Annotated in this window: 14 protein-coding genes; 9 read left to right on the top strand and 5 right to left on the bottom strand. The window is 63.9% G+C overall.

Annotated features, from left to right (window positions below; translation table 11 throughout):
- Positions 1–87 precede the first annotated feature (87 nt).
- The 5 genes from GA0061098_RS00070 to GA0061098_RS00050 all read right to left on the bottom strand — a co-directional run bounded on the left by GA0061098_RS00070 (position 88) and on the right by GA0061098_RS00050 (position 4,919).
- Positions 88–642: a TIGR02281 family clan AA aspartic protease gene (locus tag GA0061098_RS00070; protein WP_091952184.1), complete on the bottom strand. Its 555-nt coding sequence runs from the start codon at positions 640–642 to the stop codon at positions 88–90.
- Between the two features lie 28 nt (positions 643–670).
- Complete coding sequence (locus tag GA0061098_RS00065) at positions 671–874, bottom strand: DUF1289 domain-containing protein (RefSeq protein ID WP_026202286.1); 204 nt, start codon at positions 872–874, stop codon at positions 671–673.
- Positions 875–918: 44 nt separating this feature from the next.
- Positions 919–2,514 (bottom strand): sensor histidine kinase, encoded by a 1,596-nt coding sequence (locus GA0061098_RS00060; RefSeq protein ID WP_091952183.1) that lies wholly within the window; start codon positions 2,512–2,514, stop codon positions 919–921.
- A gap of 137 nt (positions 2,515–2,651) precedes the next feature.
- Complete coding sequence (gene nhaD / locus GA0061098_RS00055; RefSeq protein WP_091952182.1) at positions 2,652–3,932, bottom strand: sodium:proton antiporter NhaD; 1,281 nt, start codon at positions 3,930–3,932, stop codon at positions 2,652–2,654.
- Between the two features lie 114 nt (positions 3,933–4,046).
- The gene (locus GA0061098_RS00050) at positions 4,047–4,919 is read right to left on the bottom strand and encodes an NAD(P)-dependent oxidoreductase (RefSeq protein WP_091952181.1); all 873 of its coding nucleotides are present in this window, start codon (positions 4,917–4,919) and stop codon (positions 4,047–4,049) included.
- A 197-nt stretch (positions 4,920–5,116) separates the two neighbouring features.
- Here GA0061098_RS00050 and GA0061098_RS00045 point away from each other — a divergent pair, with 197 nt between their 5' ends.
- The 9 genes from GA0061098_RS00045 to GA0061098_RS00005 all read left to right on the top strand — a co-directional run.
- A complete protein-coding gene (locus GA0061098_RS00045; protein ID WP_091952180.1) occupies positions 5,117–5,554 on the top strand; it encodes a VOC family protein in 438 nt (145 codons plus the stop codon).
- A 129-nt stretch (positions 5,555–5,683) separates the two neighbouring features.
- A complete protein-coding gene (locus GA0061098_RS00040) occupies positions 5,684–6,826 on the top strand; it encodes an Mrp/NBP35 family ATP-binding protein (protein ID WP_091952179.1) in 1,143 nt (380 codons plus the stop codon).
- 220 nt (positions 6,827–7,046) lie between these two features.
- Entirely contained in the window at positions 7,047–8,135 is a 1,089-nt protein-coding gene (locus GA0061098_RS00035; protein WP_091952177.1) for a TRAP transporter substrate-binding protein, read from the top strand.
- Positions 8,136–8,303: 168 nt separating this feature from the next.
- Positions 8,304–9,392 carry a TRAP transporter substrate-binding protein gene (locus GA0061098_RS00030; RefSeq protein ID WP_091952174.1) on the top strand — a complete coding sequence of 363 codons (1,089 nt, stop codon included), beginning with the start codon at positions 8,304–8,306 and terminating at the stop codon, positions 9,390–9,392.
- A 339-nt stretch (positions 9,393–9,731) separates the two neighbouring features.
- Entirely contained in the window at positions 9,732–10,106 is a 375-nt protein-coding gene (locus GA0061098_RS00025; protein ID WP_091953766.1) for a YunG family protein, read from the top strand.
- Positions 10,107–10,564: 458 nt separating this feature from the next.
- Positions 10,565–11,128 (top strand): MarR family winged helix-turn-helix transcriptional regulator, encoded by a 564-nt coding sequence (locus GA0061098_RS00020; protein WP_091952171.1) that lies wholly within the window; start codon positions 10,565–10,567, stop codon positions 11,126–11,128.
- A 196-nt stretch (positions 11,129–11,324) separates the two neighbouring features.
- Positions 11,325–11,999 carry a response regulator gene (locus GA0061098_RS00015; RefSeq protein WP_018319980.1) on the top strand — a complete coding sequence of 225 codons (675 nt, stop codon included), beginning with the start codon at positions 11,325–11,327 and terminating at the stop codon, positions 11,997–11,999.
- 1 nt (position 12,000) lies between these two features.
- Entirely contained in the window at positions 12,001–13,419 is a 1,419-nt protein-coding gene (locus tag GA0061098_RS00010) for a sensor histidine kinase (protein WP_091952169.1), read from the top strand.
- 159 nt (positions 13,420–13,578) lie between these two features.
- On the top strand, positions 13,579–13,860 hold a 282-nt coding region (locus GA0061098_RS00005), incomplete at its 3' end, for a transposase (protein WP_129590793.1).

Here is a 13,860-nt window from a genome sequence, read left to right as displayed (position 1 = left end):
CCGGCATGCACGCACCGCGCAGGGATTAAGTCACGGCCGGTGTGAAGCGAGGCCGTCGGACCTGCGCGACGGTTCTTCGCGGATGATCTAGTCGAGCGCCGTGCGCGAGCGACGATGGCTGCTCTGAAGCTCGGGATAGCCGGTCAGCATCAGCTTGTCGGCGCGCACGCCCCAGCTCTCCAGGCGATCGAGGAAGCTCATGCCGAGCAGGTTGGTTTTCATTTGCCCGCGCTGGACGACGAGGGCCGGCACCGATTTTTCGACGAGATGGCCGACGGAGAGACGGTCGAGGGTGAGGCGGGCTGCCTTGGTATGGCCGCCCGCGGTTTCGAGGTCGACATCGTATTCGAGCATCTCGAGCGGCAACCCGATGGCTTTCGCGGTTTCCCAGGTCAGCACCACCGACGTCGCGCCGGTATCGATCACCATCGGCGCGGCGATGCCGTTGATCTTCGCACGCAGCGCGAATTCGCCACCCTGGCCGCGCGGGATTTGCACGGCAGGAGCGGGCGTTGCCGTCTGTGCGCGAAAGATGTGGGAGACCTTGTGGCTGGCGCGCGCGATCTGATCGGGATCGCCATAGGCGACGACCGCGCCCGCCGTGCCGGCAAGCATGACGAGAACGAGCAGGAAGCGGATCATCGCGCGCCTCCGCAGGCGCGCAGGCCGGTCAGGTGCGTTTCGGTGATGCCGCGATCGGCGCCAGTCCAGCTTCCGTCATGCGTGCCGGCAACAGCGCCATGACCGCGAGCCGGTCCGCGCTTTCCATGGCGTGCCAGCGCGCGATCTCGGGCAAGGTCCGGCCGCAGCCGAAGCACAGCTTGGTCCTGGGATCGATCATGCAGACGGCGACGCACGGCGTTTCTTTGCTCATTCGGACATAGTGGGGGATTGTCGGGCATGTCTGCAAGCATCTGGTTAGGAGCCTGTGCCTGCGCTCATGATCGGCTTGTGGCGCGGCCGGCGCTTCTCCTCGGGCAGTACGGAACTCTCCGGCTGGAGCGGCGGGGAATCATCCGACAGCGGCGCCAGCGCGCTCATCACGCGCTCCGGCGGGAAGGTGACGATCACCTCGGTGCCGATGCGCAGCTTCGATTTCAGCGTGAACGTGCCGCCATGCAGGTCGATCAGATTCTTGGCGATCGGCAGGCCGAGACCGGCGCCCTGTTCGGCGGACTTGATCGAGTTGGAGCCCTGGCCGAACGAGGCGAGCACGACCGGGATCTCGTCCTCGGGAATGCCGGAGCCGGAATCCCGCACCGAGAGATATTGTCCGCCCGAGGCGGTCCAGCCGGCCTTGAGCCAGATCTCGCCGCCTTGCGGAGTGAACTTGATCGAGTTGGAGAGCAGGTTGAGCACGACCTGGCGGATCGCGCGCTCGTCGGCCCACAGCCGCGGCATGGCCTGCTCGAACACTTCGTGGATGGTGATGCCGCGGCTGGAGGCGCGCAGCTTCATCAGGTGATGGCAGTCGGCGACGATGCCGACCAGCGACACCGCTTCCTCGTTGAGCTCGTAGCGGCCGGCCTCGATCCGCGACAAGTCGAGGATCTCGTTGATGAGGTTGAGCAGGTGCACGCCGGAATTATGGATGTCGGCGGAATATTCCTTGTAGACCGGCACCGCATGCGCGCCAAAAATCTCGCTCTTCATCACCTCGGAGAAGCCGAGGATGGCGTTCAGCGGCGTGCGCAGCTCGTGGCTCATCTGTGCGAGGAAGCGCGACTTGGCGACGTTGGCGGATTCGGCGCGGTGGCGTGCCTCGTCCGAGATCGCCTTGGCCTGTTCGAGCTCGCCGATCAGCGCGTCCTTCTCGGCGCGCGCTTCCAGCGTGGCGAAGGTGGAGGAGTGCAGGCGGTGCGCCAGCAGGACGAAATAGCCTTCGGCGGCGAGCGCGAGCGCGGCCAAAATGTAATTGTCCAGCGAACCGGTCATCACGAAGCTCAGCGCCATGGCGACCGCGACCGGCGCGGTGGCGGCGAGGGCCGCGATCGGCAGGTTGGCGGCGAGCATGCTCGACACTGCGATCACCAGCAGCATCAGGAACATCATCAGCGTTTCCGTGACCATGTCGAGCACGGGATGGATCAGGATCGCCATCCAGCACAGGCCATAGAGCAGGTCGAGTACGACGAACCGCGTCCGCCAGGCGCGCGTCGCCGCGGGCGAGGCGGGCTCGGTCAGGAAGCGCCGGCAACTGCGGGTCATGGCGCTGTGGATGCAGAGCATGCCGGCGGTCCAGGCCGCGGCCGGGATCGGCTGCATCCACAGGCCGAACAGCACGCCGGTCGCGACCACCAGCAGCATCACGACATAGGAAGCCGACAGCCGCGTCTGGGCATATTGGCGCAGCATCTCGGCGTCGAAGGCCGGCCGGGTTCCACTGGTCGACGTTAACTTGTCCCGCGCCTCGCGCACCCGCTGCGCTGCAGCCCTTCGGCTGCTCGCCGATGGAGCGCTCACCGGCTCGGCCGGAAGCTCCACAACCTCAGGCTTTTCAGCGGGGTTACTCATCAAGCAACAACGATTCCTGCCCACGCCGGACGCGGGCCTTCTGCATTGTCTATCTCTGGCAAGAAATCCTTAAGAGGTGACTTAAGGAGCTAAAGAATTACGTTAACCCGGCGTTAATTTTGATCTCGCCTGCGCCGTCAATGCAGCGCTGCGTACTGGGCGATGTAGACCATCGCGCCCGCCAGATACCCCACCAGGGCGGGGCCTGCGATACGGCGGGCGTACCAGAAGAACTCGATCTTCTCGAGTCCCATGGCGGCAACGCCCGCGGCCGAGCCGATGATCAGGATCGAGCCGCCGGTGCCGGCGCAATAGGCGATGAACTCCCAGATGAAGCTGTCGGGCGGATGTTGCACCAGACTGTACATGCCCATCGTGGCCGCGACGAGCGGCACGTTGTCGATGATGGCGCTCAGGAGGCCGAGCAGGATGACGATGACGTCGAGACGCCCGACCGTGGCGTCGAGCCACCTCGCCAACAGTTCCAGCACGCGAGCATGCTCCAGGCACGCGACGGCCATGAGGATGCCGACGAAGAACACGATGGAACTCATGTCGATGCGCGTCAGCGCATGGACGAGGGTGAGGGGACGGCGCGCATCCTCGTCCTTGTGGCGGTGAACGACCTCGCCGACCAGCCAGAGGATGCCCAGCCCGAAAAGAATACCCATGAAAGGCGCAAGGTGCGTCACGGCCTTGAAAACCGGAACGGCAACCAGGGTGCCAAGGCCGAGATAGAACATCAGATTGCGCTCGAACACCTCGACCCTGAGGGCCTGTGCTTGGCCTTGCAGCGGAGGGACGATCTCCTTTCCCTTGAGCGAATAGCCGATGATGAGCAGCGGTATCAGCAGGTTGAGCAGTGAGGGCAAGAACACCGACTTCATGATGCTGAGGGGAGTGATCTGCCCTCCGATCCAGAGCATCGTCGTCGTGACGTCGCCGATCACGGTCCAGGCGCCGCCGGCATTGGCCGCGATGACGATGATCGAGGCGAACAGCAGGCGATCGCTCTTGCTGCCGATCAGCTTCTGGATCAGCGAGATCATCACGATGGTGGTGGTGAGATTGTCGAGGATCGCGCTCAGGAAGAACGTCACGAAGCCGATGATCCACATCAGCGTGGTCTGCTTCGTGGTGCGGATGATCGAGGTGATGACTTCGAAGCCGTTGTGGGCGTCGATCACCTCGACGATCGTCATGGCGCCGATCAGGAAGAAGACGATCTGCGCGGTCGAGGCGACGGATTCGTCGAGCTGATGGTTGACGAGCGAGGGGTCGCCGACGGACAGCGCATAAATGGTCCAGAGCAGGCCCGCTCCCAGGAGAGCCGAGGCGCTCTTGTTGACACCGAGCGGATGTTCGAGCGCGATGGCAGCATACGCAACGATGAAAACGGCGGCTATCACGCTCAGCAAGTCAATTCCCCCCGGAATCCGTTCTTCGGCTCAATACGAGCCTCGTCGCGACGGGCGCCGCGTCGAGACCCGCGAGGGCCGCAGCTGCCCCGGCTGCGGCCGTCAATGCGTTCCTCAGCGTTGCAGGCGCGCGAGCAGGCTCGACGTATCCCAGCGCTTGCCGCCCATCTTCTCGACCTCGGAATAGAACTGATCGACCAGCGCGGTGACAGGCAGGTTGGCGCCGTTGCGGCGGGCTTCAGCCAGCGAGATCGAGAGGTCCTTGCGCATCCATTCGACCGCGAAGCCGAAATCGTACTTGTCCTCGTTCATGGTCTTGTAGCGATTTTCCATCTGCCAGGACTGCGCCGCGCCCTTGGAGATGGTCTCGATCACTGCGGCGACGTCGAGGCCGCTCTTCTTGGCGAAGTGGATACCCTCGGAGAGACCCTGCACCAGACCGGCGATGCAGATCTGGTTGACCATCTTCGTCAGCTGGCCGCTTCCGGCGGGCCCGAGCAGTTTGCACATCCGCGCATAGGCGCCCGTGATGATCGGCTCGGCGCCGGCATAGAAGTCCTGCGCGCCGCCGCACATCACCGTCAGAACGCCGTTCTCGGCGCCTGCCTGGCCGCCGGAGACCGGCGCGTCGATGAACTTGAAGCCGGCCTTGGTCGCGGCCGCATCCAGCTCACGCGCGACTTCGGCGGAGGCGGTGGTGTGGTCGACGAAGGTTGCACCCTTCTTCATGCCGGCGAACGCGCCGTCGGGGCCGATCGTGACCGCGCGCAGATCGTTGTCGTTGCCGACGCAGCACATCACGTAATCCTGACCTTCAGCGGCCGCCTTCGGGGTCGGTGCGGTCTTGCCGCCGAACTTGTCCGCCCATTCCTTCGCCTTGGCCGCGGTGCGGTTGTAGACGGTGACCTCATGGCCCCCTTTTTTCACGAGGTGGCCGGCCATGGGGTAGCCCATGACGCCGAGACCGAGGAAAGCGACTTTAGCCATGTGTGGTACCTTGTCCGTAGCTTGAGTTTTACGGTTGCAGCCGGGCGAGGGCGCCAGGGCGGCGTCCTCGAAGTTCCGCCGCGAGGGCGGATCGGAGGCGCACCATAAACCGTTAAGCCGGGAGGGCAACGGCTTCGTTTGGCGGCCCCCTGTGCTAGGATGGCGGACCTAAGGACTTCAAAAAAGGGAGCGAAAGCATGGGCGGCGTGAGCGTTGGCGTCCTCGATCATTTCAACATCCGGACCCGGAATCTGGCCGAGACCGTCCGCTTCTACGAGGATGTGCTCGGCCTGGAAAAAGGTGCCCGGCCGAATTTCGCCTTCCCAGGCGCCTGGATGTACAGCGAGGGCAAGGCGGTGGTGCACCTCGTCGATATTTCTGCGACGGCCGAGCCACAAAAGCCGGATTCCGGCGTTGTCCATCATGTCGCCTTCGCCAGTCGCGGCTTCGCCGGCATGAAGCAGCGGCTGGCATCCAAGGACATGAAGTTCGAGTCCCGCCAGGTGCCCGGCGGCGACCTCTGGCAGATCTTCGTCAACGACCCCAACGGGATCATGATCGAGCTGAATTACGAGGCCGCCAGGGAGCAGGGGGCAGCGCCCGCCGAGAAAGCTGACGATATCGGCAGGCAGTAGCCTTTTGGGCGTTTCCGCTCTAATGGGGCATCCTAAAGTCTCGAGCATGACCTTGCCGGAAAGCCGCGCCACGCTTTGCGCTGGTGCCGTCCTCCCGGTCCGGATCATGCTCCGTTCAGGAGATGCGCTTTGAGCGTGACGCAGCAACAGGTTCTCGACACTCTCGCCCGGATCAAATCCCCCCGCGGGGTCGCGCTCACCAATGCCAATGTGCTGAGCGCGATCAGCGCGTCCGACGGCAAGGTGTTCTTCTCGATCAATGTCGATGCCGCCGAAGCGAGGGCCTGGGAGTCCATCCGGGCCGAAGCAGAGGCCGCTGTGCGCACCATTCCAGGCGTGACCACCGTCATGGTGGCGCTGACCGCCGAGCGCAAGCCGGGCTCCGCGCCGCCGCCACCCCCGCAACCCAGCCGCGGCACGCCCGGCGTGCAGCCGGTCCATGCCCACAAGCCGCCGCCACAGGGTGGCGCCCAATCGCCGATGGCGCGGCAGTCGGAAATCCCCGGCGTTGCCGCCGTGATCGCGGTCGCCTCCGGCAAGGGCGGCGTCGGCAAGTCGACCACCGCGCTGAACCTGGCGCTGGGCCTGCGCGACCTCGGCCTCAAGGTCGGGCTGCTCGATGCCGACATCTACGGCCCCTCGGTGCCGCGGCTGACCGGCCTGCACGACAAGCCGGAGCTGAACGACGAGCGAAAAATGATTCCGCTTCGGCGCTTCGGTCTCGCCATCATGTCGATCGGCTTCCTGGTCGAGGAAGAGACCGCGATGATCTGGCGCGGTCCCATGGTGATGTCGGCGGTGACGCAGATGCTGCGCGACGTCGAATGGGGCAAGCTCGACGTGCTGGTCGTCGACATGCCGCCGGGCACCGGCGATGCCCAGCTCACGCTGGCGCAGAACGTGCCGCTGAAGGGCGCCGTGATCGTCTCGACCCCGCAGGATCTGTCCCTGATCGACGCGCGGCGGGGGCTTGCCATGTTCAAGAAGGTCAACGTGCCCGTGCTCGGCATCGTCGAGAACATGAGCTACTTCCAATGCCCGCATTGCGGCACGCGGTCGGACATTTTCGGCCATGGCGGGGCGCGGCACGAGGCCGAGAAGCTCGAGGTACCCTTCCTCGGCGAGATCCCGCTGCACATGGCGATTCGCGCCAGCTCGGATGCCGGCAATCCCGTCGTCGACAGCGAGCCGGACGGTCCTCATGCGGCGATCTACCGCGCCATTGCAGGGCAGGTCCGCGACCAGCTCAAGGGCGCCATCGCGGCGGCCTGAGCCGGCCGCCCGCGGCACGCCTTCCTCGTCCCTTTGGGAGACATGCGACTTTCGTAGAGCCCCGTCATGCCATTGTCGCGTTCCGCAAGCGGGGCTTCCGTGGTAAAGGCCCACGGCAGTCAAGCCCCTTCGGTTCGACGCGGCCCTAACGCGTCGCCGGAATGAGCGGCGGCAAGAAGAGAAGCTAAGGGGAAACGCCCCAGCAAGGAGAGACCTGAAGATGAAGCGTCGTGATTTTCTGAAAGTGTCGGCAGCAGGCGCGGCGGCAACCGCGGTGGCCTCACCGGCGATCGCGCAGTCCTCGCCCGAGGTGAAGTGGCGCCTGACTTCGAGCTTCCCGAAGTCGCTTGATACCATCTATGGCGGTGCCGAGCAGTTGGCGAAGTACGTCGCCGAGATGACCGACAACAAATTCCAGATCCAGGTGTTCGCCGCCGGTGAACTCGTTCCCGGCCTGCAGGCGCTCGATGCGACCTCCAGCGGCACCGTCGAGATGTGCCACACGGTGTCCTATTACTACGTCGGCAAGGATCCGACCTTCGCGATCTTCGCCTCGGTGCCGTTCGGCCTCAACGCGCGCCAGCAGAATTCGTGGCTCTATCAGGGCGGCGGCAACGAGCTCGCCAACGAGTTCTTCAAGAAGTCGAACGTGATCGGTTTCCCCTGCGGCAACACCGGCACCCAGATGGGCGGCTGGTTCCGCAAGGAGATCAAGACCGTTGCCGACCTCTCCGGCCTCAAGATGCGCATCGGCGGCATTGCCGGCCAGGTGCTCCAGAAGGTCGGCGTGGTGCCGCAGCAGCTCGCCGGCGGCGACATCTATCCGGCGCTCGAAAAGGGCACCATCGACGCCGCCGAGTGGGTCGGGCCTTACGATGACGAGAAGCTCGGCTTCGCCAAGGTCGCCAAGTACTACTACTACCCGGGCTTCTGGGAAGGTGGTCCGACCGTCCATGCCTTCACCAACCTGGAGAAGTGGAACGCGCTGCCGAAGAACTATCAGGCGATCCTCACCAACGCGACGGCCAACGCCAACGCCTGGATGGCCGCACGCTACGACATGCAGAACCCGGCGGCCCTGAAGCGCCTGGTTGCCGGCGGCACCCAGCTTCGTCCCTTCACCAACGAGGTGCTGGAAGCCTGCCTCAAGGCGACCAACGAACTCTGGGCAGATATCTCGGCCAAGAACCCCGACTTCAAGAAGTCGATCGACGCCATGCAAGCCTACCGCTCCGACGAATATCTGTGGTGGCAGGTTGCCGAATATACCTACGACAGCTTCATGATCCGCTCGCGCACGCGCGGCTGATCGCCTAGGCCTAAAGTCGCAAGACCGGAAAGCCCGGCCTCCAGTGGAGGCCGGGCTTTTTCTTTGCCGCAGTGCGATCGGGATGGAATTGAACGGCGGCTTGCGTCATGGTGGTGCCAAGCCTCGGCAAGAAGGCCCACAATCACTGGTACATCAGGGCAGGAAATCATGAAGAGAAGAGACTTCATCAAGGTCACAGGACTTGGTGCGGCCGGCGCCGCCACGCTTGCGGCTCCCGCGATCGCGCAGTCGATGCCGGAAATCAAATGGCGCATGCCGACGAGCTGGCCGAAATCGCTCGACACGCTGTTTGGCGGCGCCGAGATGATGTGCAAGATGGTCGCCGAGGCGACCGACAACAAATTCCAGATCCAGATCTTCGCGGCCGGCGAGATCGTGCCGGGCCTCCAGGTGCTCGACGCCGTCCAGAACGGCACCTGCGAAATCGGTCATACCGCGTCCTACTATTATTTCGGCAAGGATCCGACCTTCACCTTCGGTTCGGCCGTGCCGTTCGGCCCCAACATGCGCATCAACCAGGCCTGGTACATGCAGGGCGGCGGGCGCGATGTCCTCAACGAGTTCTACAAGAGCTACAACGTCGTCTCGCTGCTCGCGGGCAACACCGGTTGCCAGATGGGCGGCTGGTTCAGGAAAGAGGTCAATACGCCCGAGGATCTCAAGGGCATGAAATTCCGCATCGGCGGCTTCACCGGCCGTGTGCTCCAGAAACTCGGTGTGGTGCCGCAGCAGCTCGCTGGCGGCGACATCTATCCGGCGCTGGAGAAGGGCACCATCGATGCCGCCGAATGGGTCGGCCCCTATGACGACGAGAAGCTCGGCTTCTACAAAATCGCGCCGCACTACTACTATCCCGGCTGGTGGGAAGGCGGGCCGATGCTGCTGGCCTTCGTCAACCTCGACAAGTGGAACGCGCTGCCGAAATATTACCAGAGCGTGCTGGAGCAGGCCGGCCACTACGCCAACAACTACATGATGGCGCGCTACGACACCGCCAATCCGCTGGCGCTGAAGAAGCTGCTGGCGGGCGGCACCAAGCTGCACGCCTTCTCGCCGTCGATCATGGATGCCTGCTACAAGGCCGCCAAGGAGCTGCATGCCGAAGTCGGCGCGACCAATGCCAATTTCAAGAAGGTGCACGACTCCCTCGCCAAGTTCACGAGCGACGGCTACGCCTGGTTCCAGGTCGCCGAGGTCGGCTACGACATCTTCATGGCGCGGCGCTCGCAGAGCTGATCGCGTCACCGGTGGGATGCAGCGCCCCGGAGCGAAAGCTCCGGGGCGTTTTCTTGTGCGTCCTGGCCGGCGCCCGACTCAAAATTTGAAAAACAACCCCATGCACAGTAGCCAGCGGCTTGATAAGTCATGGGAAAAATCGGCGGTACAAGCGGCCTTCGTGAAGGCGGGTCGGTGCTGCGGTGTGCGGGAGAAGGCTATTTCCGAAACCGGCTCTCGAGGGATGGTTTCGCTCGGCAGCTCCTTTGAAACCAGGAGCACTTGACTTGTCGGGCAAAGCAGAATGTTAGGATCTAATAATCCGAAATATGGTTCGTCGGCAGCCGTTTGGACATGACGATGAGTTTCGATCCCGAGGCCGTTCAAAGCGCGCTGCTCAAGGCGTGGTCGCGGTCGACCGCGAGCCAATGGACGGCGGACAATCCGGCCGCAGGACAATGCAATGTCACGTCGCTGCTCGTTCATGAACTTTTCGGCGGCGACCTGCTGAAGACGCCACTGCCGGCCGGCGACCATTTTTACAATCGGATCGAAGGCAAGAGGTACGACTTCACGGCGAGCCAGTTCGACCGGCCGATCGCTTATGCGGACTTGCCTGCAGATGAGGCCGACGCATTGCTGGGAGCAACGAGCGATCAATTAGCCGAACTAAGGGCAGCATTTCAGCAGAGCCATACCAGGTCGCTAGCACCATCAGGCAGAAGGCGAAGGTGAGTGTGAATCTGACAACGTGAATGCGTTGCTCTCCGTTGAGATTTGCCGGAGGTGTCTGTTCGGAGCGTATCAATCCATAAGGTGGTTCTTCGCTGCGCTCTCTCCATCCTGCATGCTGAAGCGCCATTGCTTACACGAACCTGACAAGCGTGGCCTTCTTTGATGCCTGCTGATCAGCGGTGCGCCGCGAGAAACCATCGCGTCCGGACGCGCGAGATTTCATGTCATTCAACGCCCAGGCGCTGCGTAGTTTTTCGGTGTTCCTTTTACGGAACGGTCGAGTTATCGGAATCCGGCAATCGGGCTGAAGTCGCGGCGTGTCATTACGCCGGTCGCGCTTCACGGTACGGTATACCGGACTCAACCAGTCCCGACGGGAATGCAGCATTCACCGAACACGGCGGCTCTCGATCGTTGATCGAGATGCCAGGGTCGCCGTTTCCCGTGGGACTTCTCAAATGAGACTGGCAATTGAAATTTTACAACTCCTGGTCCAATCGGCCGACAGCTGGCTTTTTGAAGGGAGCCTTGCGGGGCTGAGCGATCGGGAATGGATGGCCTTGCGCTTTCTCGCCCGCGCAAACAGGTTCTCGCGGACGCCCACGGCTCTCGCCAGCTTTCTGGGCACGACCCGCAGCGTCGCATCGCAGATCGCCGCCGTGCTCGAGAGCAAGGGATTGATGGTTCGCAAGCCATCTGCAGAAGACAAGCGCTCGATTGCGCTCTGCATCACGAGCGAAGGCGAGAAGTTCCTCGAGCGCGATCCAATTAACGTCCTTCGAGATCAGCTCGTGACACTTGAGCTCCCCGATCGATCTCAGCTGCGCGATACGCTTCGCCGCGTCCTCGATGGGCTCGATGTTGCCAAGCGCCGTCACAACGCCGACGTCTGCGGCAGGTGCATGTTCCTGATCGAGAGCGGAGAGGGGAAGGATCGTCGCTTTAAGTGCGGGCTGTTCCGGAAATCCATAGCTCCAAAGGACACGACCCTGCTTTGCGCCTATTTCGAGGGACGAGGCTAGGAGGATAGCTGCTACGAACGTCTGCAGGCCCCTGCCTTTGGGTCACCTATGGGGGCACGCCTGGTCGGCTGACACAAACCTGACAGACGCTGGTTCGGCCGGACGCTTTTTCGCTGGCCGAGGCGTCCGGAATGATGGAAGACAGCGAAGATGCCGCGCGAGGCGTGCGGTGACCTGAATATCCGGCGGATATGCGATGCGCCTTCTGATCGTCGAGGACAATGCCGAACTGTCGCGCCTCGTCGCTGGCGGGCTGGCGGCGGCCGGCTATCAGAGCGACATCGTGGGCAGCGCGGCCGAGGCGCGCGAGGCGGTGAGCAGCGTCAGCTATGCCGCGATGATCCTCGATCTCGGGCTGCCCGACGGCGACGGCCTGTCAGTGCTGCGCGAGTTGCGCATCAAGATGGAACCGCTCCCCGTGCTGGTGCTGACCGCCCGCGGCGGTCTGCAGGACCGTGTCAGCGGCCTGCGCAGCGGCGCCGACGACTATCTCGCCAAGCCGTTCGCGATGGAGGAACTGGTGGCGCGGCTGGAGGCGATCCTGCGCCGGCCGGGCCAGCTGCTCGGCCGCTCGCTCAGTCTCGCCAACCTCGTCTACGACACTGAGAGCCGCCAGATCTTCGTCGACGATCAGCCGCGGATCATCTCCGCGCGCGAGACCTCGGTGCTGGAGATTTTGCTGCGCCGGCAGGGGCGGGTGGTGCCGAAGAAGAACGTCGAGGACCACATCTTCGGGCTCGACGGCGAGGTCGCCTCCAACGCGGTCGAGGTCTATGTCTCTCGGCTGCGCAAGCAGCTCGCCGAACACGGCGCCAAGGTCGTGATCCATACCATCCGCGGCGTCGGCTATCTCATGGACGTGGAGAAATAGCGTGGCCCAGCTCGGATCCAACGTCGGATCCTATGCCGGGTCCTATGGCAGGTCTCCGACGTTCAAATCGCTGATCTGGCGCATCGTGTTCCTGCATATCCTGGCGGTCGCGGTGGTCGCGATCTTCCTGCCGCTGGTGCTGTTCTGGCTGCTCAATTCCGAGATCGACCAGCTGCATCGCGATGCCATGCGCGCCCAGGCCGAGGTGCTGGCGGAGCGTATCGTTGTCCAGCCGGGCGGACTGCTGACGTTCAATCTGCCCGACAGTCTCAAGGGCCTCTATTCGGAAGCGTATGGCCGCTATCAGTACGACATTCGCGATGCCGAGGGCCGGCTGCTGTTCTCCTCCCATCGGCGCTCCGCCGCCACCGCTGCACCGCGCTCGTCGGAGAGCATTTCCGGCGCCGCCGTCACCCGCGACATCGACGGCAAGACGGTGCGCATCCAGGTCGCCGAGGACCTCGCACACCGCGACGTCATCATCGACGACATCGTCTCGAATTTCTTCCGGCGCGTGGGATGGATCACCATCCCGATCCTGCTGGTCCTGCTCGCCACCGACATCATCATCTTCCGCCGCGCGATCGCGCCGCTGTGGAAGGCCTCCGAGGAGGCCAGCAATATCGGTCCGGCGCGCACCGACATCCGCCTGCCGACGGAGCAGATCCCGCGCGAGATCTTGCCGCTCGTCACCGCCGTCAACCAGGCGCTCGACCGGCTCGAAGGCGGCTTTCGGGTGCAGCGGCAGTTCACAGCGGATGCCGCGCATCAATTGCGCACGCCGCTCGCGATCCTGCGCACGCGGATCGAGACGCTCGACGATCGGGCGGCACGGCATGCGCTGCATGCCGACATCGAAACCATGAGCCGCCTCGTCGCCCAGTTGCTGGAGATCGCCGAGCTCGACACCCTGGTGCTCGATCCCGGCGAAACCGCGGATCTGCGCGCCGTCTGCGCCGAAGTGGTCGGCTCGATCGCCCCGTTTGCGATCGCGCAGCACAAGGACATTGCGCTCCGGGGTACCGACGCGCCTGTCAGGATCCACGGCAATTCGGAGATGCTGCAGCGCGCGGTCTTCAACCTCGCGGAAAACGCCATCAAGTTCACGGCAAAAGACACCACCGTCGACGTCGAGGTGCGCGAGGACGGTTCGGTGCGCGTGCGCGATAGCGGCCCGGGGATCGCGGAGGCCGAGCGCGAGCTGATCTTCCAGCGCTTCTGGCGCGCCGACCGCCGGCGCAGCGACGGCGCGGGACTGGGCCTCTCGATCGTGCGCGCCGTGGCGGATGATCACGCGGCCACGGTCGCGGTGGAGAACCTTCCCGGCGGCGGCGCCGAGTTCACGCTGCGGTTTCGGCTGGCGGAGGCGGCTGCTTCTTTCCCCTCTCCCCTTGTGGGAGAGGGTGGCTCGCCGCGATAAGCGGCGAGACGGGTGAGGGGTTCTCTCCACGAGTCCCACTCTCAATCGAGCGCGTGGAGAGAACCCCTCATCCGGCGCTTCGCGCCACCTTCTCCCACAAGGGGCCTGTTGCGTAATCCGCCAGTTGTGATTCCCTAGGGCAAAGCCTTGGAGGTATCGATGGCGGTGAAGCGGACAGGACAGCCGAGCTTTGTGGAAGCGCTGATGCCGAAGGGCGCCGGCGCCAATGCGGCGCTGGATCGGTTGGCTGGCCTGGTCAAGTGGTACCGGTTCGAGAAGCTGATCGGCCATTTGCGGGATGAAGGGAGCCCCGGTCGTCCAGGCTATCCGGTGCTTGTGCTGTTTCGCGCGGTGCTGCTGCAGTCGCTCTACGGTCTTTCGGAGCGCGAACTGGAGGAGGCGCTGGGCGACCGGTTGTCATTCAAGCGCTTCGTTGGTTTG

This window comes from Bradyrhizobium shewense (assembly GCF_900094605.1).
GTDB classification, from domain to species: Bacteria; Pseudomonadota; Alphaproteobacteria; order Rhizobiales; family Xanthobacteraceae; genus Bradyrhizobium; species Bradyrhizobium shewense.
Note: the sequence above shows the minus strand (reverse complement) of the source record. Positions and strands in the feature narration are given on the sequence as shown.